This window comes from Bradyrhizobium sp. 172 (assembly GCF_023101065.1).
In the GTDB taxonomy this organism is placed as follows: Bacteria; Pseudomonadota; Alphaproteobacteria; order Rhizobiales; family Xanthobacteraceae; genus Bradyrhizobium; species Bradyrhizobium canariense_D.
In genome coordinates, this window is the sequence record NZ_CP064701.1 from 5,017,638 (window position 1) to 5,043,787 (window position 26,150).

General features: G+C 62.0%; 27 protein-coding genes and 2 pseudogenes. 9 read left to right on the forward strand and 20 right to left on the reverse strand.

Going from position 1 to position 26,150, the window contains the following annotated elements:
• Window positions 1-1,144: 1,144 nt before the first annotated feature.
• The 4 genes and pseudogenes from IVB07_RS24295 to IVB07_RS24310 form a co-directional block, all read right to left on the reverse strand.
• A complete protein-coding gene (locus IVB07_RS24295; RefSeq protein ID WP_018458797.1) occupies window positions 1,145-2,806 on the reverse strand; it encodes a cytochrome b5 domain-containing protein in 1,662 nt (553 codons plus the stop codon).
• A 551-nt stretch (window positions 2,807-3,357) separates the two neighbouring features.
• Window positions 3,358-3,678: pseudogene (locus tag IVB07_RS24300) on the reverse strand (MBL fold metallo-hydrolase); the annotation flags it as partial.
• Window positions 3,679-3,692: 14 nt separating this feature from the next.
• A complete protein-coding gene (locus IVB07_RS24305) occupies window positions 3,693-3,890 on the reverse strand; it encodes a Myb-like DNA-binding domain-containing protein (RefSeq protein ID WP_051113050.1) in 198 nt (65 codons plus the stop codon).
• Window positions 3,891-4,399: 509 nt separating this feature from the next.
• Window positions 4,400-4,618: a response regulator gene (locus IVB07_RS24310; RefSeq protein ID WP_018458793.1), complete on the reverse strand. Its 219-nt coding sequence runs from the start codon at window positions 4,616-4,618 to the stop codon at window positions 4,400-4,402.
• 265 nt (window positions 4,619-4,883) lie between these two features.
• On the opposite strand from IVB07_RS24310, the gene IVB07_RS24315 reads away from it, so the two are divergent.
• Entirely contained in the window at window positions 4,884-5,177 is a 294-nt protein-coding gene (locus IVB07_RS24315) for a response regulator (RefSeq protein ID WP_345946553.1), read from the forward strand.
• 92 nt (window positions 5,178-5,269) lie between these two features.
• Here IVB07_RS24315 and IVB07_RS24320 read toward each other — a convergent pair whose 3' ends face one another.
• Window positions 5,270-5,569 carry a hypothetical protein gene (locus IVB07_RS24320; RefSeq protein WP_143273925.1) on the reverse strand — a complete coding sequence of 100 codons (300 nt, stop codon included), beginning with the start codon at window positions 5,567-5,569 and terminating at the stop codon, window positions 5,270-5,272.
• 319 nt (window positions 5,570-5,888) lie between these two features.
• Between IVB07_RS24320 and IVB07_RS24325 the strand changes: the two genes are divergently transcribed.
• The 4 genes from IVB07_RS24325 to IVB07_RS24340 all read left to right on the forward strand — a co-directional run bounded on the left by IVB07_RS24325 (window position 5,889) and on the right by IVB07_RS24340 (window position 8,357).
• Entirely contained in the window at window positions 5,889-6,311 is a 423-nt protein-coding gene (locus tag IVB07_RS24325) for a hypothetical protein (protein ID WP_018458790.1), read from the forward strand.
• Complete coding sequence (locus IVB07_RS24330) at window positions 6,275-6,745, forward strand: hypothetical protein (RefSeq protein WP_018458789.1); 471 nt, start codon at window positions 6,275-6,277, stop codon at window positions 6,743-6,745. The genes IVB07_RS24325 and IVB07_RS24330 overlap by 37 nt, the downstream gene beginning before the upstream one ends.
• Before the next feature lie 5 nt (window positions 6,746-6,750).
• A complete protein-coding gene (locus IVB07_RS24335) occupies window positions 6,751-6,906 on the forward strand; it encodes a hypothetical protein (protein WP_018458788.1) in 156 nt (51 codons plus the stop codon).
• Between the two features lie 248 nt (window positions 6,907-7,154).
• Window positions 7,155-8,357 carry a hypothetical protein gene (locus tag IVB07_RS24340; RefSeq protein ID WP_018458787.1) on the forward strand — a complete coding sequence of 401 codons (1,203 nt, stop codon included), beginning with the start codon at window positions 7,155-7,157 and terminating at the stop codon, window positions 8,355-8,357.
• A 306-nt stretch (window positions 8,358-8,663) separates the two neighbouring features.
• On the opposite strand, the gene IVB07_RS24345 is transcribed toward IVB07_RS24340, so the two are convergent.
• From IVB07_RS24345 to IVB07_RS24370, 6 genes are all read right to left on the reverse strand, one after another.
• Complete coding sequence (locus tag IVB07_RS24345) at window positions 8,664-10,289, reverse strand: FGGY-family carbohydrate kinase (RefSeq protein WP_018458785.1); 1,626 nt, start codon at window positions 10,287-10,289, stop codon at window positions 8,664-8,666.
• A gap of 24 nt (window positions 10,290-10,313) precedes the next feature.
• Window positions 10,314-11,042, reverse strand: a complete 729-nt coding sequence (locus tag IVB07_RS24350) for an SDR family oxidoreductase (protein ID WP_018458784.1) — start codon at window positions 11,040-11,042, stop codon at window positions 10,314-10,316.
• Window positions 11,043-11,069: 27 nt separating this feature from the next.
• Entirely contained in the window at window positions 11,070-12,326 is a 1,257-nt protein-coding gene (locus tag IVB07_RS24355) for an ABC transporter permease (RefSeq protein ID WP_018458783.1), read from the reverse strand.
• Window positions 12,323-13,147 (reverse strand): ATP-binding cassette domain-containing protein, encoded by an 825-nt coding sequence (locus IVB07_RS24360; protein WP_018458782.1) that lies wholly within the window; start codon window positions 13,145-13,147, stop codon window positions 12,323-12,325. Before IVB07_RS24360 ends, IVB07_RS24355 begins: the two co-directional genes overlap by 4 nt.
• 60 nt (window positions 13,148-13,207) lie before the next feature.
• Entirely contained in the window at window positions 13,208-14,281 is a 1,074-nt protein-coding gene (locus IVB07_RS24365) for a sugar ABC transporter substrate-binding protein (protein WP_026233659.1), read from the reverse strand.
• A gap of 206 nt (window positions 14,282-14,487) precedes the next feature.
• A complete protein-coding gene (locus tag IVB07_RS24370) occupies window positions 14,488-15,375 on the reverse strand; it encodes an AraC family transcriptional regulator (protein WP_018458780.1) in 888 nt (295 codons plus the stop codon).
• A gap of 170 nt (window positions 15,376-15,545) precedes the next feature.
• Between IVB07_RS24370 and IVB07_RS24375 the strand changes: the two are divergent.
• A pseudogene (locus IVB07_RS24375) lies at window positions 15,546-15,719 on the forward strand (acetyl-CoA C-acetyltransferase); the annotation flags it as partial.
• A gap of 18 nt (window positions 15,720-15,737) precedes the next feature.
• On the opposite strand, the gene IVB07_RS24380 reads toward IVB07_RS24375, so the two are convergent.
• The 7 genes from IVB07_RS24380 to IVB07_RS24410 all read right to left on the reverse strand — a co-directional run bounded on the left by IVB07_RS24380 (window position 15,738) and on the right by IVB07_RS24410 (window position 21,764).
• Complete coding sequence (locus IVB07_RS24380; RefSeq protein WP_018458779.1) at window positions 15,738-16,034, reverse strand: YciI family protein; 297 nt, start codon at window positions 16,032-16,034, stop codon at window positions 15,738-15,740.
• 152 nt (window positions 16,035-16,186) lie between these two features.
• Window positions 16,187-17,197, reverse strand: coding sequence for a nitronate monooxygenase family protein (locus IVB07_RS24385; protein WP_018458778.1), 1,011 nt, complete (start codon window positions 17,195-17,197; stop codon window positions 16,187-16,189).
• A gap of 22 nt (window positions 17,198-17,219) precedes the next feature.
• Window positions 17,220-18,407, reverse strand: coding sequence for an acetyl-CoA C-acyltransferase (locus IVB07_RS24390; protein WP_018458777.1), 1,188 nt, complete (start codon window positions 18,405-18,407; stop codon window positions 17,220-17,222).
• A 14-nt stretch (window positions 18,408-18,421) separates the two neighbouring features.
• On the reverse strand, window positions 18,422-19,552 hold the full coding sequence (locus IVB07_RS24395) for an acyl-CoA dehydrogenase family protein (RefSeq protein WP_018458776.1): 1,131 nt from the start codon (window positions 19,550-19,552) through the stop codon (window positions 18,422-18,424).
• Between the two features lie 23 nt (window positions 19,553-19,575).
• Complete coding sequence (locus IVB07_RS24400) at window positions 19,576-20,757, reverse strand: acyl-CoA dehydrogenase family protein (RefSeq protein WP_247393679.1); 1,182 nt, start codon at window positions 20,755-20,757, stop codon at window positions 19,576-19,578.
• Window positions 20,758-20,766: 9 nt separating this feature from the next.
• Complete coding sequence (locus tag IVB07_RS24405) at window positions 20,767-21,504, reverse strand: SDR family oxidoreductase (RefSeq protein WP_018458774.1); 738 nt, start codon at window positions 21,502-21,504, stop codon at window positions 20,767-20,769.
• A gap of 14 nt (window positions 21,505-21,518) precedes the next feature.
• Complete coding sequence (locus IVB07_RS24410) at window positions 21,519-21,764, reverse strand: hypothetical protein (protein ID WP_157643067.1); 246 nt, start codon at window positions 21,762-21,764, stop codon at window positions 21,519-21,521.
• Between the two features lie 229 nt (window positions 21,765-21,993).
• Here IVB07_RS24410 and IVB07_RS24415 point away from each other — a divergent pair, with 229 nt between their 5' ends.
• The gene (locus tag IVB07_RS24415; protein WP_026233658.1) at window positions 21,994-22,737 is read left to right on the forward strand and encodes an SDR family NAD(P)-dependent oxidoreductase; all 744 of its coding nucleotides are present in this window, start codon (window positions 21,994-21,996) and stop codon (window positions 22,735-22,737) included.
• A 1-nt stretch (window position 22,738) separates the two neighbouring features.
• Entirely contained in the window at window positions 22,739-23,416 is a 678-nt protein-coding gene (locus IVB07_RS24420) for a glutathione S-transferase family protein (protein ID WP_026233657.1), read from the forward strand.
• A 33-nt stretch (window positions 23,417-23,449) separates the two neighbouring features.
• On the opposite strand, the gene IVB07_RS24425 is transcribed toward IVB07_RS24420, so the two are convergent.
• The gene (locus IVB07_RS24425; RefSeq protein WP_018458770.1) at window positions 23,450-24,649 is read right to left on the reverse strand and encodes a CaiB/BaiF CoA-transferase family protein; all 1,200 of its coding nucleotides are present in this window, start codon (window positions 24,647-24,649) and stop codon (window positions 23,450-23,452) included.
• 98 nt (window positions 24,650-24,747) lie between these two features.
• A complete protein-coding gene (locus IVB07_RS24430; protein ID WP_018458769.1) occupies window positions 24,748-25,380 on the reverse strand; it encodes a 2-hydroxychromene-2-carboxylate isomerase in 633 nt (210 codons plus the stop codon).
• A 238-nt stretch (window positions 25,381-25,618) separates the two neighbouring features.
• Here IVB07_RS24430 and IVB07_RS24435 point away from each other — a divergent pair, with 238 nt between their 5' ends.
• Window positions 25,619-26,131 carry a helix-turn-helix domain-containing protein gene (locus tag IVB07_RS24435; protein WP_018458768.1) on the forward strand — a complete coding sequence of 171 codons (513 nt, stop codon included), beginning with the start codon at window positions 25,619-25,621 and terminating at the stop codon, window positions 26,129-26,131.
• Window positions 26,132-26,150 lie beyond the last annotated feature (19 nt).

The window sequence follows — 26,150 nt, forward strand, 5'->3', positions numbered from 1 at the left end:
CTTCATTGTATGCGGCGCGCGAACCGTTGGGGCTGACTGACATCAGCGCCGAACTGAACCAAGGCTGGAGCCGAGTGACTTCCGCAGTTTGCCCGAAGCTGCAAATCAGAGTCCTCTGCTCTTGTCGCCGTTTGACCCTGAACGGACGTGCTAGGCATAAACAGCTGGACGCGGTGTGGTGTGAGGTCTTGGCTTTGGTTTGCTCGGACGTCCGCATCACGGACTGACGCGCTCGCACCAAACCCCTGTCTTACTGGGCTTGATCGCAGGCCTGCAGGATCCGGACAAAATCAGCCATGCTGGATCGATCTTCAGCCATAGCTGCAACCTGAGTATTGGACACGCGTTGGCTTCCCCGTCTGAACCACATCAGGAGGTCGGCGATGTTTCTCATGGCGAACACTCTGCACTAACTACGGCCGTAAGCGTCAGTTGAGCGGCGAAGCGCCGCTAGATCGGGAGAAGGGCCGGCGGGCGCTACGCCGCCGGTCTCGTCCCGCAACCGCCGGCTCGCAGGGCCGGTTCCGTTGCTTTTCAGTGAATGTATCAGTAACATTAGCCCTCGGCCGGCGCCATCGCGCGCAGGTATGAAGTGACCATACTTAGGTAGACTTGGGTTAGTGAATCGGGATCGGGAGCCATCCCGACCGGCACCGTTCGAATTGGAGGCTGCCGCCGACCAGGCCATCGCTGCCTGCGGTCGAGACACCCGGGAGGCGGTCAAGGCGCTCATTGTCGCGAACGGCTTCCTCGAGGCGCAGGTCGAGGATTGCGAGCCTCGGTTTCCCCCGGCTACTCGCGCGGCCGGTTCGTCGTCCGCGCGACCGTCCCCCGAATTGATCAAGTAGGACCTCGAAACCGCCGTCGAAAAGGCGTCCTCGATCAAGCTGCAGATCCGAGCTTCATCCTCCACGACCAGAACTCGAATGGCATTACTCGCCTCGGCGACCGATGCGGTCGTCTCGCGTGACGGTAAGTGCGTTGGCCCGCGAATGTCGTGCGCCTCAGCCGTCGCGAGCCGGCACGATATTTGAAAGTCTACCGGTTGTCGGAATGCTCTTCGCGATGTGCGAGGCGGGTCGACGGCGCGGCTCGGATGCGGCCTACGGCAGTGCCGCCAGGTGCCCGGCTACGACGAGGTGGTTCAATTCTCGACGAGAGCGCCCACGCAAAAATTTGCCATGTGCGCGACGGCCTCGGTGCTGTGATAGTCACCGAATTCGGCAGTGGCCTCCCTGCCAGCGTACATTCGTGCGATTCCAGCGCCGCCAGGGTGATGAGGGGCCCACTCGGTGATGTCATAAACTTTTCCCGAGATGATGATCCAGCAGTCGTTCTGTGTGTTGTGCAGAGCGATCTCTTCGCGCGTGACGCGGCGCGTACCCTTCGCCGGATTGGCGGGCATCCAGAGCTTGATCCCACCGTACCTTACCTTGGCGGTTCGGCGGAAGTCCCACGGACCTAGCCTCTTGGCAGGCAACTCGCTGCCGATCTTGCGGGCGTCATAGGCGTAGATCCAGGAATCGTCCTCGCCGCCGCGCTTATCATGGGCAAAGGCAGGACTCACACGCTCATCGAGTCTCTCCAGTAGCGCCTTCTGCTCAGCGGTGTCCTTCGCTCGCAAATGGTCGAAGGCGAATTTGGATCCCAATTGAAAGCGGGTAGCGCGGTAATGCCGCACGCGTTCGTAGTGCAACAAGGCTGTAGGCACATCGCGCTGGTGAAGCGCAAAGGCGCTGGCAAGGGCGGCGGCGTCTTCGAAGGACTGAGCAGCTCCTTGACCGAATGTGGGAAGCATCGGGTGCGCCGCGTCACCGAGCAGGCAGATGCGGCCCTGCACCCAGGTTTCGAGCGCATCGCGATCGTAGAGACCCCACTTGGTAGGACGAACGATCGCCCCCGACAGAGCGATGAGGTCGTCTCTGCTGGGATGGCCCGCGAATGCCTCGCCGACCTCGCGAACGATCTCCTGCTGACTGACGGGAAACCAGTCGCCCTCCTCCTGCTCGAACGCGGCGGACTCAGGCTCATAATGCGCGATCCACACGTTCAACAACTCGCCGCCGCGTACCCAGTACGTGGTCGCGCCGCTCCTATCCGCCCGATGGCGGTCCATGCTGAAGGAGTTGATGGGATTGTGGTCCAGCGGGTTACCGTTCGCTTTGCGGAGGGACGCAACCCCCGTCCGCGGAATGAGTCCTCGAAAGCAGGTTACCTCCGTCCAACGCTTGGGACGCGAATTCGGCCACGCCAGCTGTAACGTCGCAGAGTTGATCCCGTCCGCACCTACGAGAAGCTCTCCCGTGGCGGTTCGACCATTCGAAAAGGTCGCTAGTACCTCGCCTGCGGTCTGACGCAGCTGCGTCAGTCTGCAGTCCATGTGCACCGCGATCGGGCATGGCGCGCCGCTGTCGATACCGAAGTCGGACACTCGCTTGTACAGGCACATCAAAAGGTCCAGCCTGTGCATGTGATGAAAGCCGGCGCCGTCGCCTGCGGCGGTGACATGATCGAATGGCCTCTTTGTCACGCTCCCATCTGCGTTGAACTGTCGTGTCGACTCCAGGATTGCCGCGCGGCCGCCGTCAATGACCCCGTCGGGGCCTTTGGAATCTCCCCCATCCAGGTCGACGCCTAGCCAACGACATATTCGCGCCCCGTTGGGCGGGATGTTCAACCCGGCGCCTGCGGTGCTAGGCACCTTCGTTTGCTCGTAGACATAGACCGATGCGAACGCTCCCGACTGACGCAGCGCCAAGGCCGTCATCAACCCGCCCATTCCCGCACCGACGATCACTGCCCTCATCCATCTTCCTTCCGATGCAATCGAACGCCCCTCAACTCGCGGCTGGAATAAGTTTAAGGCGCCTCAATGGGCTCGAGACTAGCGCCGGGCTGATTGGCAATAAAGGATCTTGTGGCACGCCAAATAGAGTTCTGGAGTTCCTCGGTCATCGGCCTCCGTGAGCAAACACGCCGACCGAGCGCCAACTTCCATTGAGGATGAGCCAGTCGCGTCGGCTTGGCGCTGCGTTGCAAACCTCGGTCCTCGTCTACGAACCGACATTTGGCGCCGCCTTCCGAAGGGAGCGACCGGGCAGTGCGAAAGGTCGTCGGACCTACCCGATCCTTTCATTGGCCCTCGCAGCCAGCAGCCAGACGGTGCGGTATACTCGGCGGTACAGGCATCATCGGCAGCACCGGCACGAATGGCGGCGCCCTGGCGCCCGGCAGCGGGTCCGGTACCCTGCGGCCCAAGGCAGCCTGGTATTCACGGCAGCATCGAGCCATTTGGTCGAGGTCTCGTCGGCGAGCAGCGACCGCACCGATGTAACGTGCACAGCTACGCTTCCCGGCATCCTCGACTTCGAACGAATGCGACAGCCGAGGATAAAGCATGTAGCGCCCGGTCGCACAGGCAAGCTCGCGCTCCTGAAGGTGAAACCGCGCATGCGCAAATCGGTCGAAATTGCCGGCGTGGTCGTAGTGCAGATGCGTGAGAATCACGTCCTTGACGTGGGCAGCGTCGATATCGAACGCGGCAAGCGTCTCTACCGGGCAGCGCAGGTAATTTCGCCTGCGCTGCTTCGCGACCTCGGCATTGAACCCGGTGTCGATGACGAAGATGCGGCCGCCTCCCCTCGCCAGCCACACGAAATAGTCCATCGGCATTGGTCCAAACGCGCCCTTGATCATGGGCCGTTTCGCTTTTGCATCACCAGTCGCAGCGGGATGTTATGCAGGTTGGCGCGGCCTCGCACGGCCGGCTCTGTCCTGCCGAGCGCCTGGGCGATCTCGTCGGGTCGGCGCCCAGCCGCCGCCATCACCAGCAGCTGTTGATGCTCTTCCGGTGTCCACCTCCGGATCAACGGATAGCGTGACTGTGCCATCGTCCCGCGTCCCCAGCCTGTTGCCAGGTTATCGGGCTGCAATTGCTGAGTCGCGCTTTAACATATGATGCCTATCTCGCAGGACGAGGCGAGCGGATGGCGCCGGACTGAGCGAGCACAGGGCTTGGATGGAGGCTCCACGGCGGGGCAAGCCGGTAGTTTTCCGGGCCGTAAATTTTCGTCGGCTTTAATAATTCGAGCGAATGATCGCTCCGATGACCGGAGACCTTGACCATCAAGCAGAGGCCATCGCCGCAATGCGCAAAGCGGTCGCCGCGACCTGTGCTGCCGAGCGTTTGAAGTGGTTGAGGGCCGCTTTGGCGTGGAAACATCTTGAAAGCTTGGCGAAGGGCAAGTTGGCAGCGTGAAACTCCCCGCGAGCGGCCTGTTCGCTGGTCAAGACCTGGCGCAGTTTTCGATCATCTCCGCGAGCGCGGAGCAGAGGACGGGCTTCTCCAATCGGGGAGCATTGCGGAAGCCGCCCGGCAATCCATCGGATGCGTGGCCGGTCAGGAGAAAAATTGCAACCCGCGACCACGAGTGATCTCCGCCACCAGTTCAGTTGTTTCATCGGCAAGCCTCAGGTCGAGAATGGCCAGATCGAAGTCAGCCACCCGCGCGACTTCGATCGCTTCCTTCAGGGTGCCTGCTTCGGCGATGACCTTGTCGCCCAACTCCTCCAGCATGTCGCAGACCATCATGCGGATCGGCGCTACGTCCTCCACCACGGAAGATTGAGAGTGCGCCCATGCTCCGTCTCGTCGGCCTTGATATCCGCCATGCAGCCGGCCAGCTCCCTGGGGCCCTCGGATCGGCCTATGTTCACTTTTGGACACATTTTCAGGGAACAAAGCGCCGCAACATAGTAGGTTCAGCGTTCCGAGACGGAGTGAACATGACAGCGCCGTCGCCTCTCATCTTGGTGGTGGAGGATGAATACCCATTGCAGGCGGTGTCGAGGAAGCCCTGCTGGAGGCAGGCTTCGCGACTGACATCCTCTCGTCTGCCGAGGAAGCCCTGACTCTCTTCAGAAGCGGCATGAAGGAGTACCGGGCGGTCGTCGCGGATGTGAACCTCAAGGGCACGCTCAGCGGCTGGGAATTGGCCAGACAGCTCAGACAACGAGAGCCGACGTTTCCCGTGGTCTACATGACGGGCGCTGCAGCGAACGATTGGGGTTCGCAGGGCGTCTCAAATAGCATCCTGTTGCAGAAGCCGTTTGCACCGGCCCAGCTTGTCACTGCGGTCTCGAAGCTCCTCAATGAGGTCCCACCGACGCACAAGTAAAAACCGCCGCCGTCACTGGCTCGCACAGCAAGCCAGCGTCCCAACCGTCCATGGCGGCAGGAACGAAGCTCGGCAATGAACATTTTTTAGTCTCAGTTGCCTCGTTCGCTCCGCCTGCAATAGCGCAGGGTATGCTCACGTGCGGCAAATGCGATGAGATCGACAACAAGATCGCGCGCCATAGTCGGTTGTTGTCTCTTGTCACTGACAAGATCGCGAGAGACGGTATCGCCGACTTGATCCAGGAAATGACGACGGCGAAAGCGGCACTTCATCCCAACCAGAGGAGAAGTAAGCTCGCACTCGAACGCGCCAATCGGCGGTAGATCCTCGCCGACAGTTCCATCAACATTCTCTTTCTCGCGGCCGCGACCGCAGATCGATGCGAGCAATCAAACTCTCTCCTGAATTCTTGCAAATCTCTGCCATTTACCAAGGGCAGATTTGCTTCCGGTGAACCGTGTCGATCAAGCGTGTCGCAAGACTGGTGCACACGTCCGGCCCGCTACCGACATGAAATGGGAGTTACGCCATGCAGCATCTGCCGAACGATACCTTCGACGTCATCCTTGACCAGTTTGGTCAAATCGAGACCGTGTACGGAGATCTCGGATTTCCCGCAGCCAAGGACGTCTCGGGCGGCAACGACACCGTGACGGCAACGTCACCGAGCTCAATACGAGGCTCACGATCTTCGGCGATGACCAGTCGATGCTGCTTGGTCACTCGCAAGGCGGAAACGACACATTGTTCGCCGATATCGGCGGCGGCTGGAACACCGCTCTCGTGGTGGGCGATGCCAAATCGATGATCGACGACGCCAAGGGCGGCAATGACACCATCGTCGCGGATGCCCATGGCACGGCCTATACCACTGTCTCGGCCTTCGGCGACGTCGCGGGGGACATGTCGGGCAACGCGCAGGGCGGCCATGACGAGATAACCGGCTCGATCGCGTGGCGCGGTGGCGCCAACCTGTTCGCCGGCGATGCCGGCGGTTCCATGATGACACCTCGCACGGCGGCAACGACACGCTCGATGTCAGCGTGCTCACCACGGACGGCGTGGCGACCGTCAGTGGCGACGCCATCGGCGCCTTGCGCGGCCTCGCGCAAGGCGGCAATGACAATATGACGGTCACCTTGAACGGCGACAGCGCCATAGCCGGCGCGACCTTGTCGGGGGACTCGTCGACGTCCCTGATGGATCTTACCGAGGGCGGCGACGATGTCCTGACCGTCAAGATCGAAGGCCAGTACGCGGATGCGGTCTCGTCAGTGTACGGCGACGCGCCGATCATGGCCGGTCATTCTCATGGTGGCAACGATATCAATGGCGGCGTCGGCCGGGATTTCATGTATGGCGATGCAGGAATCTATGAACCGGCGGCGCCAGGCTCGATCACCGGCGGCAGCGACACGCTGAACGGCGGAGCGGGCGACGACTGGATGTGGGGCGGAGGAAACAGCGACTTCTTCGCCTTCAGCACCGGCTCCGGCAACGACACGATCGCCGACTTCGATCAGGGCACAAGGCCGTCGGCAGCACCGCAGCGGAACACGATCTGATCGATGTGCAGGATTACGGCTTCGCGGACTGGGCGGCGCTGTCGAGTCTGATCAGCGACAATGCTTCCGGCGATGCCGTGATTCATCTCTCCGGCAACGACTCGATCACGCTGGACGGGATTCACGCGGCGAACCTGCATCCGACCGACTTCATCATCTGAGGGAATAAATCAAAGCGGCGATGTCGTACCCCGACGCGCGGGGCGACATCGCAATCGCGAGTGCGCAACGACCAGTTTCGCCGCACGGCGCAGCGAAACCTGTCGCGAACAAACTCTGTCCCGAATTCCAGCAAATCTCCGCCATCGACCAAAACTAGATTCGTCTCCGTGAAGCGTGGTCACAGCACTTCGCGCAAGAGTTTTGCCGATGTCAGGCCCGCCTCCGACAATGAAATGGGAGTTACGCCATGCAGCATCTGCCGAACGACACCATCGACATCCTGCTCGACCAATTTGGCCAAATCGAAACCGTCATCGGAGATCCGAACTTTCCGACCACCACGGACGCCCGGGGCGGCAACGACACCGTGACCGCAACCATCACTCAGCCCGAAGCAGAGGTCACGATCTTTGGCGACGACAACACGACGCTGCATGGCCAGTCCCACGGCGGCAACGACACGCTCACGGTCAACGTCAACTACGGCTGGAACGCCGCCCTCGTGGTCGGCGATGCCCAGGCGATGACCGACGACGCCAGGGGCGGCAACGACACGATCGATACCCAAGACCACTCGATGTACACCAACGTGCATGCTTTCGGCGATGTCGCCGGCGACATGTCCGGCAATTCGCACGGCGGCAGTGACACCATCACGGGCGCTGTGGGCTGGCGAGGCTTCGACAATGTGTACGCCGGCGATGCCGGTGGCTCCATGAGCGGCCCGGCGCAGGGCGGCAACGACACGCTCGACATCAGCTTGAACACCCGGGAGGGTTCAGCGAGAGCCAGCGGCGATGCCATCGGCTCCATCAGCGGCGATGCGCATGGCGGCAACGACAACATCATCTTGACCATGAGCGGCGAAAACGTCTGGGCCGGTGCGTCGCTGTCGGGAGATTCCTCCACGTCCCTGACCGACAACGCACAGGGTGGCGATGACATCCTCACGGTCAAGATCAGCACCGAGTACACCGACGATGCGCGCGATCTGCTGTTCGGCGACGCTCCGACCATGTCCGGCAATGCCCATGGCGGCAACGATATCCTCACCGGCGGAGCGGCCACCGACTTTCTGTATGGCGATGCGAAGGTCTATGATCCCGCAACACCGGGCTCGATCACCGGCGGCAAGGATATGCTCAACGGGGGCGCCGGAAATGACCAGCTTTCGGGCGGCGGAAACAGCGACACCTTCGTCTTCAACACCGGGTCCGGCAACGACCTCATCACCGACTTCGATCAAGGAAACAAGGCGGCCGGCAGCACCGTGACCGAGCACGATCTGATCAACCTGCACGATTACGGCTTTACGGACTGGACGGCGCTGTCGAAGCTGATCAGCGACAATGCCGACGGCGATGCCGTGATTCATGTATCGGCGAGCGACACCATTACACTCGACGGTGTCCACGCCGCGAGCCTGCACCCGACCGACTTCCTCATCTGAGAAAAGCAGGCATCTCGCCCCGCCTACAGCGGGGCGAGACCCGGGTTCCTCCCCGCCCACAGGATCCCTTCAGCCGCCCCCTGACGCTGGCCACCCGCCTTTGGCCGCGACGAGCGAGTTGATGTCGTCGAACTTCTCCGTCAGGTCCGCGACCAGATGCGTCGTGCCGGGATGTAGCGGTCCTGCCTCATTGGCGGTCACCGTTCACGAACTTGCCCCATGGGCTCTCCGAACCGCGGATAGTCTAGGATCGCGGCTCGGCCCGGGTCAGATGCCGTGCTTGGTGCCGGGTCCAGTTGGCAAGAGCTAAGAAGCTCTTCTAATTGCCCGGCCGACCTTCTGCAGAGCCTCGAAGGCTCCCATGCGCTGATCAACCCAGCCTGCCAAAGCGGCCTGGGGTTGATGGATGTCTCCCAAGACCGACATCGCCTGCATCGCCTCACTGAGGTCGGAATGGTCGCCCGAGGCAACTGATCCAAGCATCGCGGAGCCGAGCAGGACGGCCTCCGGAGAGGCTGGCGCAGCGACCGTCAAACCCGTCATATCGGCGAGGACCTGCCGCACGAGGCGGCTCTTTGCGGCACCGCCGCTGACCACGATCGTATCGACCGCAATGCCCTTGTCTTGCTGAGCGCGAACGATCTGCCGGGCCCCGCAGCCGAGGCCGCAAAGCCCTGCAAGATAAAGCGCGAGCAGACTCTCCAGATCCGAGCGCATATCAAGGCCCGCAATCAGTGCGCGCGCGCCGGGATCGGCGAACGGCGCTCGATTGCCGAGGAATTCGTGGACGACATGAAGCTGGCCGACCAAATCCGGGAGCATTTCGGCACCGCCGCGTGATTCGATTTCCGAGGCAAGCCAATCGGCAAGCGTCTGCTGCTTCTGGCCCGCAGCCTGTGTCGCTTGCGCGGAATTCGGATGCATCTGCAACAGATGCTCGATCGCAGCGCCGGCGGCCGACTGTCCGCCTTCATTGAGCCAAAGCCCAGGCACCATGGCCGAGAAATAGGGTCCCCAAACGCCAGGGACGAAGAAGGGGTCCGGTGTGGTCGACATGGTGCAGGCGGACGTTCCGAATACATAGGCCATGCGCGTGAGCACCGTGCCCGCCGCTCCGCGCGCCCCCACCGTACCAACACCGCCGGCATGTGCATCGATGAGGCCGGCGGCGACCGGCGTACCCATCGCGAGTCCGAGATCGGCCGCGGCCTTCGCCGTCAGGCCCGCTGCCAGCCTGGTCCCGCCGGGCACGATCTCGGTGCCGATCCTGCGGAACTGCTCATCCGGCAGCACGCCGAGGCCAATCCTGCGGAAGAATTGATCGTCCCAGCGGTCTTCGTGGCCCAGATAGGTCCACTTGCACGTCACGGTACAAATGGAGCGGGACAAACTCCCTGTTGCACGCCAAGTGAGAAAATCAGTCAAGTCCATAAACTGCCACGCATGGGAGAACGTCTCGGGCATGTTTTCGGCGAGCCACAACAGTTTCGGCGTCTCCATCTCGGGAGAGATCGTTCCGCCGACATAGTCGAGAACTTTCTCGCCCGTCTGGTTGATACGGCGCGCCTGATCCGCAGCGCGGTGATCCATCCATACAACGACGTTGCGAGCAGGATCGCCGGACGGCCCGACGGGCAGCGGCACACCCGCCTCGCCAAGCACCACCAGCGAGCAGGTCGCGTCAAAGCCTATGCCGGCGATACTGTCCGCCGCGATACCCGCCTGCACCACCGCGCTACGCACGCTGCGGCATACGGCACGCCAGATATCCTCGCTCGACTGCTCGACGACGTCGCCAGCCTCCCGCCAAAGTGCAACAGGGGCGCTGTCACTCGCCAGGAGCCTGCCAGAGCGGTCGAAGAGTCCGGCCCGTGCGCTGCCGGTGCCGACATCGATGCCAAGGAAATGGCGGTTATCGGGTTGCTTGTTCATCTCAGGATCGCCGATCGGAAGATGTTACAGATCGTTGCTCTGCGGCAGAATGACGAGGTCGCGGATGGTGACGTTTCTCGGGCGCGTCAACATGAAGAGCACTGCCTGCGCGACTTCCACCGGCTGCATCAAGCCACCGGCCGCCATTTCCTCCTCGATCTTCTCTTTGGGCCAATCCTTGATGAGCGCGGTCACGACTGGACCGGGCGCAACGGCGCCGACGCGCAAACCGTGTTTCGCGACCTGCCGGCGCAGAGTATGCACAAAAGCCTGCACGGCGTGCTTGGACGCGGTATAGATCGGTTCCCAGACGACAGGCACGAGACCTGCGATCGAACTGGTGACGATGATGTCGCCGCTCTTGCGCTCAACCATGTGCGGCAGCACCGCATGGATCGACCGGAACAGCGCATTGACGTTCAAATTGAGCATGCGGTCCCACGCGTCGGGATCGCCGCCAAGCACCTCGCCGCCGACATAGGCACCAGCATTCGCATGGAAGATGTCCAGTTGACCCGCTTTCTCCAGCACCTGCGGCATCATCGCTTCCATGCTCAGGGGATCGGTGAGGTCGATACGTAACGGAATCGCCTGATCGCCCAGCGCAACGCAGGCGCTGCTCAGCGCCTCTTCCGCCCGATCGATCAGCACCACCCGCGCGCCGGCCCCGATCAATGTTCTGGCGCATTCGAGACCGATGCCCGATGCGGCGCCGGTGATCGCCGCGACTTTTTCTGCAAGTTCCTGGGCCAAGGCTTGTCCTTTTCCTATGAGAGTTGTTCAAGCTCGGCCGTGGGAAAGGCGCGAGCGCCGTGCCAGCGAATCGACGATGACTGCAATGGCAAGGACCGCGCCCGTAATCATGTACCGCAGCGACGAGGAGAGATCGAGCAGCGTGAGGCCGCTCGCGATGGACTGGATGACGATGACGCCGAGGAGCGCGGAATAGGCGCTCCCGCGGCCGCCAAACAGGCTTGTGCCACCGATGACCGCGGCGGCGATCGCGTTGAGGTTCACATCCCCGGTCCCGGCCTGCTGGCTGGAAGATGCCAGCCGCGCTGCGGCCAGAATGCCGCCGGCCGCGGCCAGCGTGGAGCACAGCATGAATGCGGTCGAATAGACCCGGCGAACGTTGATGCCAGCCCGACGGGCCGCCTCGCGATTGCCGCCGACGGCAGACATCGAGCGGCCCCATTTGGTTCTCGTCAATGCGTAATTCATGATCACGCACAAGCCGACGAACAGACCAAACATCCAGGGAATGCCGCGCCCGAGATTGAGATAATAGACAACGAATTCGAGCACGATGGTGACCAGCAGCGCCTTCAGCACCATGCGACCAAGCGAACTGGCCGATAGCCCCGCCGCCCGCCGGCGCGCGGCCGTTCGGTAGCCGGTCACGAACATAACCACGCTCGCGACCGCCGCCAGCACGTAGGATACGATCGACGGCATGACGAGCATCTGTCCGAAATTGACCAGCGCCGATCCATACGGAAGGTTGATCGAGCCGGAGGAGCCGAGCAGATACAGCTGCAGGCCGAGCCACGTCAGCAGGCCGGCCAGCGTCGAGACGAAGCTCGGCATACCCAGACGATTGAACAAAAATGCATAGAGCGCGCCGATGGCAGCGCCCAGCACCAACGCCGTGACGATCGCCACGGCGACCGGCCAATCCTGAGCGACCCAAAGCACGCCGACGAGCGCCGAAGAGAACCCGCTCACCGATCCGACCGACAGATCGATCTCGCCGACCATCAGGATACAGACGATGCCCAGCGAGATCACACCCACTGTCGCGCAATCGAAAAGCAAATTGACCAGATTGTTCGGCGCGAGAAAAACAGGGTTGAGGGTCTCGAACGCCGCGCAGATGACGATGAGCCCGACGACCACCGGCAGCGATCCGAGATCGCCCGACCGCACACGGTCCACAAAGGCGCCGATCGTGTTTCCAAGCGTGTCCGCGTGCTTGACTCGTTCGTCACTGCGGTCGAGCAACCGCGCCGTCGAAACCTGTTGCGTGTCGTCGGTCATCGCCCAAGCTCCGGCGACTGATGGGCGCGGCGCCGCCTGGCGCGGCGCGAGACAGAATTTTCGTCCGCTCCGGTAATCGCCGTAACGAGATCCTGATTGGACACGTCGGGATCGAACTCGCCGTTGTTGCGACCGAGGCGCAGCACCACGATCCGATCGGCAACCGCGCGGACGTCCTCCATGTTGTGACTGATCATGATGACGCCGAGACCGCGTGCGCGAACGCGTTCGACGAGGTCTAGCACCTCAGCGGTTTGGGCAACGCCGAGCGCCGCAGTCGGCTCGTCGAGCAGAATGAGTTTCGGCTCAGTCAGCAGCGAGCGCGCGATCGCCACGGTCTGGCGCTGTCCGCCGGAGAGCGACGCCACGGGCTCTCGCACGCTCGGGATCCGCGCTGACAGCTCGTTGAGCAAGGTACAGGCGCGAAGCTCCATGGAGACCTCGTCGAGCCGCAGCGGGTTGAGCTCGCGGCCGAGGAAGATGTTTGCGACCACGTCGAGATTCTCGCAGAGGGCCAAATCCTGGAAAACGGTGGCGATGCCGAGGCCGAGTGCCATGGATGGGTCGGACAGGACAACATGTTCACCGCCGAACGTGATCGTTCCGGAGGTGGGTTGGTGCACGCCGGCAAGGATCTTCACCAGCGTGGATTTTCCTGCACCGTTATCACCCACAAGTGCCACGACTTCGCCGGCATGCACATCGAGATCAACATCGGTCAGGGCGGACACGGCGCCGAAATGCTTGGAAATTCCGCGAAGACTCAAGACCGGCTTGCGCGGTCCGCCCTGCGCGTCATCGGCATCCGAGATCGTGGTCATGTCCCAATTCGCCCTCTCATCCTTCGTCCCGGCCGCCGGAAGCGGCCGGGACCGACGTCGTCACTGCGTGATGCCAAGCTTCTTGCAACCCGCGGCATATCGGCCCGTGCAGAGCTGATCGGCCGTCTGGATCTTCTTATCGATAATCTCCGCCTTCAGGTTCTCCTGAGTGACGACGGCCGGCACGAACAACTTCGATGGCGCATTGAATAGCGTAGCTTCCGCCTTGGGCATCTCTCCGGAGAGGAATTTCACCGCCGCTTGCGCCGCAGCAGCTGCCACGATCTCACTGGGTTTGGAGATCGTGTTGTACTGATCGCCTGCGATGACGAGCTGAAGCGCGGCAATCGTCGCATCGTTGCCCGTCACCGGCGGCACCGGCTCGATACCTGCGGCCTTGAAGGCGGCAATTGCGCCACCGCCCGTGCCGTCATTGGCAGCTACGACGCCGAGGATCTTCTTGCCGAAGCGGGTGATCTGGCCACTCGCCCATTGCTGCGCCTTCGGCGGCGCCCAGTCCGGCGTGTCGTATTCGGCCAGAATTGGATAGCCGCTCTTATCAAGCCCCTCGTGGATCCCCTTCTTGATGAGTCCCGCAGCGGCATCGGTCGGCGATCCATTGATTTCGAGTACGCCTTCGCCCTCCTTCGCCGTCGCGTTGGCGGCCTTAAGATGCTTGACGAGCGATTCGGAGATAGCCTTGCCGATGGCTTGATTGTCGAAGGACACGTAAAAATCGACCTTGGCGTCGGGGACCGGCCGGTCATAGGCAATGACCTTGATGCCTTGCGATTGTGCCATCTTGACCAGGGATGCCGCGGCAGTGGAGTCGACGGGGTCGAGCACGATTACCTTGGCGCCCTGCGAAATCACCGAGTTGAATTGCTGTTGCTGCCGCGCGGCATCCGCGCTGGCGTTCTGGTAGATCACCTTGCAACTGTCGCACAGCTTCTTCATCTCTGCGACGAAGCCCGGATAATCATGTTGTTCATAGCGGGTGGAGGCCTGGTCCGGCATCAGGAAGGCGACGGTCGCGTTCTTCACCTCTGCGGCCCGCGAAGAAATGGCTGTTGTGCCGAGCAGCGAGAGGGCTATGCCAATTGTGCCCGCATATTTAGCAGAGAACTTTCTCATTTCAGATTTCCTTTCCAGACTGGGTGTCAGGGTGTCGTCGTTGATCCTTCGAAGTCAGGCCCTCGCTGCTTCCGTTTCCGACGGCACGATGAGCGCCGGTGCTCGGAGCCGCGCAGAATTCTGGTCGAACGATTGCTGTCGCGGACCGCCGTCGGCGTGTCCGCGTCATTCTTCCGTAACGATCCTCCTTCTTTGCTCCTATGCGGCTAGGCCGCGTGCGCCTCATCGATGTTGTGCGCCAACAATCGTCTGAAGCGCGAAGGGGGCATGCCTTTCTCGGCCAGGAACTGCCGGTTAAAATTGGAGAGATTGTTGAAGCCGACCTCGAAGCAGATGTCGGTGATGGAAGCCTGCTCGTCGCTCATCAATATCTGACAAGCGAGATTGATACGCAGCCGCTTAACGTATTGCACCAATGACATGCCCGTGTGCCGGCGGAACGAGCGCGAAAATGCGCTTTGCGATTGACCGGCGATCGCAGCAAGCTCCGCTTCGCCGAAAGGTTGCGTCAGATTCTTCCGGATGAATGCGAGTGCCTTGTTCATTCCCACGGACATGTAGCCAGACGGATCGGGCAGATAGTTTGGGCTGGACAGCGGACGCGCCTGTCGCGCGGCGCGACAGAGTATCCCCAAGATCATCAAGAACAGCTCGATCCGGCGCACGCCGTTCGCCGTGACGATCTCCTCCATGAGTGGGACGAGCGCATCGCTCGTGCTGCGGGTGAACAGCGCACCACGCCGGGAAAAATCCAGCAGTGCGGCAAGGCCCGAAAGCTCAGGCATGACCTTCATCAGGTCGCCGATGAATTCTTCGCTGAATTGAAGGATGCGTCCGCGTAGCGGGATGGCGCACTCTGCCGGCAGATCGCTCACCCAATTGTGCGGCAAATTGGGGCCGGTGAGCACGAGATTACCTGGTTCGAAGTCGCCGATGAAGTCACCGACGAAATAGCGTCCGCTGGTGGCCACGACCTGATGGAGCTCGTACTCGGGATGGAAATGCCAGCGGACGGTGTGGAATGGGTAGCCGTGCGACCACGCCTTGAATGACTCGCCGCGCCGTATCTGGACAACTTCCAGGTCCGGTTCCATGTCCCCTCCCTTCAGGCCGGTGCGGCTTGTAATGATCCGCCTCCGCTCCCTTATCGGCTGATTGGTTCAGCGCTTCCTCTCGTTGGCAGAGTAGCGACCAGTACCTAGGCACGCCACCACCATTTCAGATGTGAACTGATACTTTTTTGACGTGCAGCACGCCGTCCGGCCAAGTTCCCGGATTGAAGGCAGCGTTCCGCACCAACGGCACTATTACGCCGGCCGCCTCCCCCGCCAATGCCGACGGCGCCGCGGCTCCCATCCTTGCAAAACGCTGTCTCGCCGATCGCGATGGCCTACCCGTGCTGGCACAGATCAAAGGTCATGCCACCCACGCTGCCAAATTGGTCCAGGGGAGGATCTCAGCCGCGCGCCTTCAAATGCATCATCGGGTAATGCTCATAGTGGCCGGCGCCGTTCTTCACGACAGGATCTTCCGAGGTGACCGCCTCGATGTCGAGATCGTTTGGGATCTGATAGAGCGACACGCCATAACCGCCACGCGGGTCCGTGACGGGACCGTGCGCGACGATCTGCCCCTTTGCGAGCAGATCATCCAGGAACGCACCGTGCTGCTTCATCCATTGTTTCTCAGCGGCGCTCATGGTCGCCAGGAAATCCGCCCGGGGCGGAATGTACTTGCAGAGATAGTACTTCATTGGCCGCTCCTCGGTGAAAACGACATTTCAGCTTGCTTGTCGGCCTGGCCCGCCCCCCCAACTTGAGAGATCAATCGGTCACGCCGATCCGCTGCTCAATGCGATCAGCGAGCATTGATCTCGGCACTGAAGCGCTCGCATGCAAACCTTTGTCAAGCAACGGCGCGCGTGGCCAGATCGGCGACAGTACCGTCAAGAAATCCAGTCAGCCGCTGCCGGATGATCTGCTCGGCTTCCCTCATGATGCGGTCGATCAGCTCCTTCACCGTCGGGATATCGTGGATCAGTCCGACCACCATGCCGCAGCTCCAAGCACCGGCATCCATGTCACCATCGACCATCACCCTGGGGTAGACACCCGCGACCTGCTCATGGATGTCCTCGATCTTGAGGCTCGCCCCCTTCTCGCGCTCGACCTCGAGCAATTGATCGACACCCTTGTTCTTCAGCACGCGCTCGGTGTTACGCAGCGCGCGCATGACCAGCACGGTATCGAGTTCGGTGGCTTTGACGAGGGCCTGCTTGACGTTGGCGTGGACGGGAGCTTCCCTGGTTGCGACGAAGCGGGTACCCATGTTCATGCCGGCGGCGCCCATCGACAGCGCAGCAACGAGGCTGCGCGCATCCGCCATGCCACCCGAGGCCACGAACGGAATCTTCAGTTCATCCGCCGCGCGCGGCAGCAGGATCATGTTCGGGATATCGTCCTCGCCGGGATGGCCGCCGCATTCGAAGCCGTCGACGCTGACGGCGTCGCATCCGATCTTCTCGGCTTTCAGCGAATGCCGCACCGAAGTGCATTTGTGGATCACCTTAATGCCGGCAGCCTTCAGCGCGGGCATGTACGCTTCCGGGCTGCGGCCGGCGGTCTCCACCGCCTTGACGCCACCTTCCTTGATGGCGGCGATATATTCCGGATAAGGCGGTGCAGTGAAGCTCGGCAGGAAGGTCAGGTTCACACCGAACGGCTTGTCGGTCATGTCGCGACAGCGCGCGATTTCCTTCGCCAGCAGCTCCGGCGTCCGCTGGGTCAGGCCGGTGATGATGCCGAGACCGCCGGCATTCGAGACCGCGGCGGCAAGCTCGGCAAAGCCGACATAATGCATGCCGCCCTGGATGATCGGATGCTGGATGCCGAACAGTTCAGTGATTGCTGTCTTCACGTGCGCTTTCTCCGCTTTCCGATCAGTTGACGAGTTCAAATAGGCCGGCCGCGCCCATGCCGCCGCCGATGCACATGGTCACCACGCCGTACTTCGCCTTGCGCCGCCGCCCCTCGATCAGGATATGGCCCGCAAGCCGGCTGCCCGTCATGCCGTAGGGATGGCCGATCGCGATCGAGCCGCCATTGACGTTCAGCTTGTCCGGATCGATGCCGAGCTTGTCGCGGCAGTAGATCACCTGGACAGCATAGGCTTCGTTCAGCTCCCAAAGATCGATGTCATCGATCCTCAGGCCGTGGCGCTTGAGAAGGCGCGGGATCGCCGCGACCGGACCGATGCCCATTTCGTCCGGCTCGACTCCGGCGGCGACGAAGCCGCGGAAGATGCCGAGCGGCTTAAGGCCCTTCTTGGTGGCGGTCTTGTCGCTCATGAGCACGCAGGCCGATGCTCCGTCGGAGAGCTGGCTGGCATTGCCGGCCGTGATGGTCTTGCCTTCGAATACCGGCTTGATCTTCGCCAATCCTTCCGCCGTGGTCTCGGGGCGCGGCCCTTCGTCCTTCGACAGCGTCACCTGCTGATAGGAGACCTCCCTGGTGTCCTTGTTGACGACGGCCATCGTCGTTGTGATCGGGACGATCTCGTCATTGAAGCGACCGGCCTGCATCGCGGCACCAATGCGGCGCTGACATTCGAGGCTGTATTCGTCCTGCCGGTCGCGACCGATCTTGTAGCGCTCGGCGACAATCTCGGCAGTGTCGAGCATCGACATGTACATCTCGGGCTTCATCGCCATCAGCTCGTCGTCGACGGCGTGGAACCTGTTCATGTGGTCGTTCTGCACCAGGCTGATCGATTCGATGCCGCCTCCGATCGCGATCTCGACGCCATCCAGCATGATCGAGCGGGCCGCGACCGCGATCGCCTGCAGGCCGGAGGCGCACTGCCGATCGATCGTGGTGCCGGCGACGGTGACCGGCAGGCCGGCACGAACCGCCCCCTTGCGTGCGACGTTCATCACCATGGTGCCCTGCTGCATCGCGCAACCCATCACCACGTCTTCGACCTCGTCCGGCTCAACGCCCGCGCGCCTCACCGCTTCGGCCATCACATGGCCAGCCATGGTCGGCCCCTCGGTGTTGTTCAGCGCACCGCGATAGGCCTTGCCGACGCCGGTGCGGGCGGTGGAAACGATAACTGCCTCTGTCGTCATGGCTGCCTCTTTGGTTACGCTGCCGCGTCGAGCTGCACATAACGCAGCAAGTGGTGAGCGGGATCGCCGAACTGGATATTGATCGAGGAGATTCGCTTAAAGTAGTGACCGACGTTCAATTCGTCGGTCATGCCCATGCCGCCGTGGAGCTGCACCGCCTGGTCGGCGATGAACTTGCCGGCATAGCCGACCCTCGACTTGGCGCCGGAGGCGAGGCGCGAGATGCCACTTTCGCCGGCACCGAGGCTGAGACTGAGATGCTGCATCAGGGAAAGCGCCTCCTGATGCGCGATGAACATGTCGACCATCCGGTGCTGCAACACCTGGAAGCTGCCGATGGTGACGCCGAACTGCTTTCGGGCCTTGGCGTATTCCAGCGTCGCAGAGTTCAGTTCGGCCATCGCGCCGACCGCCTCGGCGCAGAGCGCGCCGATGGCCCTGTCGCGGCAGCCTTCCAGCAGGGCGACGCCTTCGCCCTCGCTGCCGAGCAACTCGCCGCGCACATCGCGGAAAGTGATCTCCGCGGCACGGCGGCCGTCGATGGTCTTGAAGCTCCGCAATTCGAGATTCGCCGCCCGGGCGTCGACGACGAACAGGCTGACGCCGCCACAATCGTCGCGCTTGCCGGCAGTCCGGGCGGAGACGATGAGATAATCGGCCCAAGGCGCCGCTATGACGGCGGTCTTCTCACCACTAAGCGTGTAGTCCTTTCCCTCTCGCCGCGCCGTGGCCGCGACATTGGCGAGATCGAAGCGCGAGTTTTTTTCGGTCCAGGCCAGCGCCCAGATCTTGTGTCCGGCGATGATATCGGGAATGAAGGCCTGCTTCTGCTCTTTCGTCCCTGCCTGCTCGATCAAGCCGCCGACCAGCACGACCGTCTCCACGTACGGCTCCACGACAAGGTGGCGGCCGAACTCCTGGGCAACGATCATAGTAGAGAGCGGGCCGCCACCAAGTCCGCCGCTCTCCTCGGAGAATGGCGCGGCGAGCAGGCCGAGCTCCGCAAAAGCGCCCCACTGCTTGCGGCTCCAGCCCTCTTCGCTGGCCACGATCTTGCGGCGCGCCTCGAAGCTGTATTGGTCGCGTAGCATACGCTGTACGCTGGAGCGCAACAGTTCCTGCTCTTCCGTGAACTGGATATCCATCCGATCCTCTTGTTGCGCTGTTGCTAGAGACCGAGCACCGCTTTGGCGATGATGTTGCGCTGGATCTCGTTTGATCCACCGTAGATGCTGAGCTTGCGCGCGTTCAGGTATTTCTCCGACGCTGTGTGGCCGTAATCGGCACCCGGCATGAACTGGTTTGCGCCCGACGGTTGCTCGCGAAGCGCCAGGCCATAGTTGCCGATGGCACGATGTGTGAGCTCGGTAATGCCCTGGAAGATCTCGGTGCCGCGGATCTTGAACAGCGAGGCCGCGGGCCCCGGATCGATGCCGCGCGCCATCTGGGCAACGACCCGCAGCTCGGTGGCCTCGAGCGCGAGCACATCGAGCTCGAGCCGGCCGATCTCCTTGCGAAATTCGAGATGCGCCGGATCGTCCGCTGCGATCTCCGCTTTCACGATCTTCTTCAACCGGTCGAGGTAGCGCGTCGACCGGCCGATCCCGGCCATGCTGGTGCGCTCGTTGCCCAGCAGGAATTTTGCGTAGGTCCAGCCCTTGTTCTCCTCGCCGATCAGGTTCTCGACGGGAACGCGGACATCCTCGAGGAAGACGTCATTGACCTCGTGCGAACCGTCGATCGTGATGATCGGACGCACGGTCACGCCTGGCGACTTCATGTCGATCAGGAGGAACGAGATGCCCGCCTGAGGCTTGGCGCTCGAATCAGTACGCACCAGGCAGAAGATCCAGTCGGCGTGCTGCGCCAACGTTGTCCAGGTCTTGTGACCGTTGACGATGTAATGGTCGCCGTCGCGCACAGCCTTGGTCCGGACGGTGGCGAGGTCTGAGCCTGAGCCCGGCTCGGAATAGCCTTGGCACCACCAGTCTTCACCCGACAGTATCCGCGGCAAGAACTTCTGCTTCTGGGCATCATTGCCGAAGGTGTAAATGACCGGACCAACCATGGTGACGCTGAACGCCAACGGCGGCAGCGTCCCGGCCCGGCTGGTCTCCTGCTCGAAGATGAAACGCCGGGTGATCGACCAGCCGGGGCCGCCAAATTCCTTGGGCCAAAGCGGCGCGATCCAGCCCTTCTCGTAGAGAATTTGGTGCCAGAGCAACGATTGCTCTTTGGTCAGGTCGGTCTCCGGATTAGGGACCCGCATTTCCTTCGGATAGTTTTCGGCGATGAAAGCGCGCACCTCATCACGGAAGGCCGCATCTTCGGGAGGCAGTGCGAGTTCCATCTGCGCTTCCTACCACTTCTCACCGAAGGGGCGGATTTCCAGCTCAAAGGTCCAGGCGCTCTTCGGCTGCTGATACAGCTGCCAATAGGACGCCGCGACCGAGGCCGGCGGCATCAGCAGATCCGGATCGTCGAGCGCATTAGGCCCGAGCGCTTCCAGGCGCCGCTGGCGGACCCATTCGGTGTCGACGCCGGAATCGATAACGAGGTGCGCGACGTGGATATTCTTCGGGCCGAGTTCGCGCGCCATTGCCTGCGCCACAGCGCGCAGTCCGAATTTGGCGCTGGCAAAGGCGGCATAGCCGCTGCCACCGCGCAATGAAGCGGTCGCACCGGTGAAGAAGATGTTGCCCTGGCCGCGCGGCAGCATCAGCCGGGCCGCCTCGCGCCCGGCGAGGAAGCCGGAGTAGCAGGCCATCTCCCAGACCTTGCGGAACACGCGCTCGGTCGTCTCGAGGATCGGGAAGTTGACGTTGGCACCGATATTGAAGATGCAGACATCCAATGGTGCGTGCTTGTCGGCGTCGCTCAGAAAGGAGACGATCTCCTCCTCCTTGCGCGCGTCGAGCGAACGTGCGTGGATCTCGCCGCCGGCAGCCTCGATCTCCTTGACCAGCGGCGCCAGCTTGTCGCCGTTGCGGCGACCCGCGAAGACAGTAAAGCCCTCGGAGGCAAATTTCTTGGCGATCTCGCCGCCGATGAAATCGCCCGCGCCGATCACGGCGACGGTTGCATTTCTCTTTTTCAAGGAACTTCTCCCAGTTAGGTTAGGCGCGCTGTGTGCGAAGCAGTTCTATCGGCCCTGGTGGACCACATTTTTTGAGCGAGACCAGAACGATCGGGATTCGCCATCGCGCCGATCGAGGCTACCATGGTCGTGGCGCAGTCCTCGATCGGCCCGATCTGGTCCACCGCTTTGGCAAGATGGCGATCTGTCGATTGGTCGATGCGGCCAGCAAACCGAAAAGCGGTTTGATCGAGACCGAGTGCTTGCGACAGCTTCGCCACGACTAACCGCCTCCCGACTGAAAAACATCGGCGCCTTTTTCAGCATTGCGCCTCGAAGCGAAACATGCGTTCTTTTTTAGAACTCGTCAATCGCTATTTTGTTGTCACGATCGGATCAGAAAACGGCAAGCTTACTGCCCTGTTCCAGCGCTCTTGAGAACACCGTTTACAACCGGACTTCCAACCGATACCCATAGCGTATCAAATAAGAACTTATGGGAGAGGCAGCATGGGAGAAAGTCGCGGGGTCGCGATGCTGGTCGGCGCGGGTGATGCCATCGGCGCTGCCGTTGCGCGGCGGTTTGCCAGCGGCGGCTACACTATTTGCATCTGCAGACGCGATCCGACCAAATCTCAGGCGCTTGTCGACGAGCTCAGGGCGAAAGGCCACAACATCCACGCCTTCAGCGTCGACGCCCGTCAGGAAGCAGAAGTCCAGAAGCTATTCGCGGGCGTCGAGCGCGACATCGGTCCGATCGAGATCTGCCTGTTCAATGCCGGTTCGAACGTCAACAAGCCCCTGCTGGAGACTACCGAAAAGCTCTTCTTCAAGGCCTGGGAGCTGGCCTGTTACGCCGGCTTCCTGGTCGGACGCGAAGCCGCGCGCGTCATGCTGCCGCGCCGATGCGGCACCATTCTTTTTACCGGTGCGACCGCAAGCATCCGGGGCAGCAAGGGATTTGTCGCGTTCTCGTCGGCAAAATTCGGCCTTCGCGCGCTGGCCCAGGCGATGGCGCGCGAGCTCGGGCCCAAGAACATTCACGTCGTCCATCTCATCATCGACGCTGGCGTCGATAGCGAGGCTATTCATCAGCGCATGAAAGCGGCCAGGGGGATCGAGGCCAGTGAGATCCCGCCCGACAGCCTGACCAAGACCTCCTCAATTGCCGAAGCGTATTGGTTTGCCCATCAGCAAAGCCGCGACGGCTGGACCCATGAACTCGATCTTCGCCCCGCCGTAGAGAAATGGTGACATGAGCGACAATCCAGACCTCACTTTGTGGGGCGTCGGGACAAGCCGCACCGTTCGGCCGCACTGGGCGATGCACGAGCTGGGGCTGGCCTACGAGATCAAACCGATCGGCCCACGGACCGGCGAGACCAAGACCGCCGAATATACCAGGCTCAATCCGCGCCAGAAGATTCCGCTGCTGCAGGACGGTGATTTCCGCATCGGCGAGAGCGCCGCGATCGTCGCTTATCTGTCGCGGATGTACTCAACGCCGGAGCGTGCATTGATCCCTGAATCCACCCGCGACTATGCCGCGTGGCTGGAATGGTGCTTCTTTATCGTCACCGAGCTCGACTCGACTAGCCTGTATGTGATGCGCCGTCACAGCGCCGATGCGCTCGGCCCAATTTACGGCGTCGCGACGGAGGTCGTAGCTCAAGCCGCAGAATACTTTCGGGCGCAGCTGCGCCATGTCGAGGTCGCGCTGGCCGACGGCCGACATTTTATCATGGGCGAGCGATTCAGCAGCGCCGACATCCTGCTGACGACGTGCCTGGACTGGGCGGTCGCCTACGGGGTAGGCATCTGCGACAATGCGCGGCCCTATCTCGAGCGCATGCGAAGCCGGGAGGCTTACCAGCGAGCGGTTGCCGCGAATGCTCCGCGCGCACCAATTAAACCGACGCCTGCCAAGGCCTGAGAACCGTTCGCCGGACGCGCGAAGCGCTTCGACCTACATGGCCACGCGTAGCGTCCGTGCAGCGACCATATCGTCGATCGCGCCATCATCGTAGCCCAGTTCGCGCAGCACCTCGCGCGAGTGCTCCCCGACGCGCGGGGCCGGTCCGCCGATGGCAGCCTGGTTGACCTCGAAGCGGGCCGCGGGTTTGGGCTGGCGCACACGACCGACCTTCGGTTGGTCGAACTCCGCGATGATTCCTCGCGCCACGACCTGCTCATTGTGGATGATCTCGCCGCGCCGCAGGATCGGCGCGCAAGGGACATCCGCAGCGTCCAACCGCTCCAGCCATTCGGCGGTCGTGTGCCGGCCGATATACTCCGCCATCTTGTTGATGCGCGCCGTGGCGTTCACCGAACGCGCGGACGGGGTCGCAAACCGGGCATCGTTGGCGAGCTCGGGATCGCCGGACGCGCGGCAGAAGCCCTGCCATTCGGAATCTGAGATGGTGCCGGCCGTGATGTAACCATCGCTGGTCTTGAACACGAGATCCGGGCGGTCGTTGGGATCGGCGGCAGCGGCCTCGGCTCCGACCACCGTGTACTGCATCATGCCTTCCGGCCAGAGGTAGGAAATCATCGCGTCCAGCATCGCGACCTGGATATGATCCCCCTGCCCCGTCTTCTCACGCGCGTAGAGCGCCGCCGCCACCGCCTGCGCGGTGAACACGGCGGTGGTCTTGTCGCACACGATGGTGCGGATCATCTGCGGGCGATTGGTGACCGGCTGCGACTGGATATCGGCAAAGCCCGACAGGCCCTGAATGATTGGATCGTAGACGCGCTTCTTCACATAGGGCCCGGTGTCGCCGACGCCGCTGATCGAGACATAGATCAAGCGCGGATGACGCTGGCGCAGTTCTTCGACGCCGAGGCCGAGGCGCTCCATGGTGCCGGGCCGGAAGTTCTGCACCAGAACATCGGCCTGCGCGACCAGCTTGGCCAGCACCTCGTGCCCGGCGGGGCTCTTGACGTCGATCGAGAGCGAACGCTTGCCGCGGTTGGACGAGATGAACAGCGCGGAGAACTCGCCGTCCTTGTCGATGGTGGCCCGGCTGCGACGGGTGATATCGCCACCGATCGGCTCGATCTTGAGCACGTCGGCGCCCTGGTCCGCCAGAAACATGGTCGCAAACGGGCCCGACACCACGCCGGTCAGATCGAGGACACGAACGCCGCTAAGCGGACCAGCCATTTCACTCTCCTGGATTGTTTTTCTGCCGACGGGCTGAGGATAAACTCCGGCTTACCGTCAGCCCTTCGCCTCAACCCGCACGGACCGCAAGTCGGTAACTAGCCGGTCTTGGAAACGGGCTGCCGGGTCTGTTCGACGATCGATTCCTCGACGTCCCGGAGTTGATCCTTGCCGAAAAACATCTCCTTACCGACGAAGAATGTCGGCGAGCCGAAGGCACCGCGGGCGACCGCGTCATTGGTCAGGTCAATCAGCTTCTTTTTGACATCATCCTGCTGCGCGCGCGTAACCAGCCTGTCGATGTCGATCCCCGAGGAGGCAAATGCGGTCCGGAACACTTCGGGATCATCCATCTTCTTGGGCTCCTCCCACATGTGATGATAGGCGGCGCGGAAATAGGGTTCGAATACGCCTTCGAACTGGGCCGCGACGGCGCCGCGCATCAGCATCAAAGTGTTGACTGGAAAGAAGGTATTCTGACGAAATTTCGTGATGTTGTGGCGGCGGATAAACCGCTGGGTCTCGAGCGCCTGGTATTCCGGCTTGTTCTTGATCCCGCGAAGCGAGTCGAACGGGGACATGTTGCCGGTCGCCTTGTAGATCCCGCCGAGCAGGACCGGGACGTACTCGAATTTTACCCCGGTCCGCCGCTCGATCCCGGGGATGGCGACCTCCGCCAGATACGCGTTTGGGCTGCCGAAATCGAACTGGAATTCAACCTTGAGGGTCATGACCGCTTCTCCCGCAGAGCGTATTGGATGGTCAGGGACCGGCGATCCAATCGCATGGCTTGCCTGTTCTCACTTCTACAGTTCTAAAAACGAACTGTCAAATTCGGCTAGATTTATGCTGGTTTGACCGTTTCATCGGGTATTGTTTGGAATTCAGTACCTATCTAGAATGCAAGGCAAACATGGCGGCCTCGGCAGCGATTCGAGCGGGTCTCGCTGGGATGACTGGAGAATACGGATGAAGTGGAAAGAACTGGAGGAAGAGCCGTGTTCGATGGCCCGGACCATCGGCGTGATCGGTGACCGCTGGACCCTTCTGATCCTGCGCGAATGTTTTTTGCGCACGCGGCGCTTCGAAGGATTCCAGTCGGCGCTCGGAATTACACGTCATCTCCTCGCCGAACGGCTGAAGAAGCTGGTCCGGCAGGGCATTCTGCGCCGCATTCCCTACCAGGAGGCGCCAAAGCGGCACGAATATATCCTGACCCAGAAGGGTCTCGATCTTTATCCGATCATGATGGCGCTCGTGCATTGGGGCGACACTCACATGGTCGACGAGCGCGGCCGGCCGCTGCTGCACCAGCACCGCAAGTGCGGAAAGGACTTCGACCCGGTCATGGTGTGCTCTGAATGCGGCGAGCCGCTCTCGGCCAAAGAGGTTCATACCCATCCAGGCCCCGGCGCCCAAAGCCCGCTGACGACAGCCGCACCTGACAAGCCGAAGGCAAAGGCGCGCCGCAGCGCCGCTTGAGCCGGCCACCGGCGTCAGG

Bases quoted from the DNA above. Each gene is read 5' to 3' on its own strand.
- IVB07_RS24295 (WP_018458797.1), bottom strand. From the start codon at position 2,806: ATGAGGGCAGTGATCGTCGGTGCGGGAATGGGCGGGTTGATGACGGCC.
- IVB07_RS24305 (WP_051113050.1), bottom strand. From the start codon at position 3,890: ATGGCACAGTCACGCTATCCGTTGATCCGGAGGTGGACACCGGAAGAG.
- IVB07_RS24325 (WP_018458790.1), top strand. From the start codon at position 5,889: ATGCTGCTTGGTCACTCGCAAGGCGGAAACGACACATTGTTCGCCGAT.
- IVB07_RS24340 (WP_018458787.1), top strand. From the start codon at position 7,155: ATGCAGCATCTGCCGAACGACACCATCGACATCCTGCTCGACCAATTT.
- IVB07_RS24345 (WP_018458785.1), bottom strand. From the start codon at position 10,289: ATGAACAAGCAACCCGATAACCGCCATTTCCTTGGCATCGATGTCGGC.
- IVB07_RS24355 (WP_018458783.1), bottom strand. From the start codon at position 12,326: ATGACCGACGACACGCAACAGGTTTCGACGGCGCGGTTGCTCGACCGC.
- IVB07_RS24360 (WP_018458782.1), bottom strand. From the start codon at position 13,147: ATGACCACGATCTCGGATGCCGATGACGCGCAGGGCGGACCGCGCAAG.
- IVB07_RS24365 (WP_026233659.1), bottom strand. From the start codon at position 14,281: ATGAGAAAGTTCTCTGCTAAATATGCGGGCACAATTGGCATAGCCCTC.
- IVB07_RS24370 (WP_018458780.1), bottom strand. From the start codon at position 15,375: ATGGAACCGGACCTGGAAGTTGTCCAGATACGGCGCGGCGAGTCATTC.
- IVB07_RS24380 (WP_018458779.1), bottom strand. From the start codon at position 16,034: ATGAAGTACTATCTCTGCAAGTACATTCCGCCCCGGGCGGATTTCCTG.
- IVB07_RS24390 (WP_018458777.1), bottom strand. From the start codon at position 18,407: ATGACGACAGAGGCAGTTATCGTTTCCACCGCCCGCACCGGCGTCGGC.
- IVB07_RS24395 (WP_018458776.1), bottom strand. From the start codon at position 19,552: ATGGATATCCAGTTCACGGAAGAGCAGGAACTGTTGCGCTCCAGCGTA.
- IVB07_RS24400 (WP_247393679.1), bottom strand. From the start codon at position 20,757: ATGGAACTCGCACTGCCTCCCGAAGATGCGGCCTTCCGTGATGAGGTG.
- IVB07_RS24415 (WP_026233658.1), top strand. From the start codon at position 21,994: ATGGGAGAAAGTCGCGGGGTCGCGATGCTGGTCGGCGCGGGTGATGCC.
- IVB07_RS24420 (WP_026233657.1), top strand. From the start codon at position 22,739: ATGAGCGACAATCCAGACCTCACTTTGTGGGGCGTCGGGACAAGCCGC.
- IVB07_RS24425 (WP_018458770.1), bottom strand. From the start codon at position 24,649: ATGGCTGGTCCGCTTAGCGGCGTTCGTGTCCTCGATCTGACCGGCGTG.
- IVB07_RS24430 (WP_018458769.1), bottom strand. From the start codon at position 25,380: ATGACCCTCAAGGTTGAATTCCAGTTCGATTTCGGCAGCCCAAACGCG.
- IVB07_RS24435 (WP_018458768.1), top strand. From the start codon at position 25,619: ATGAAGTGGAAAGAACTGGAGGAAGAGCCGTGTTCGATGGCCCGGACC.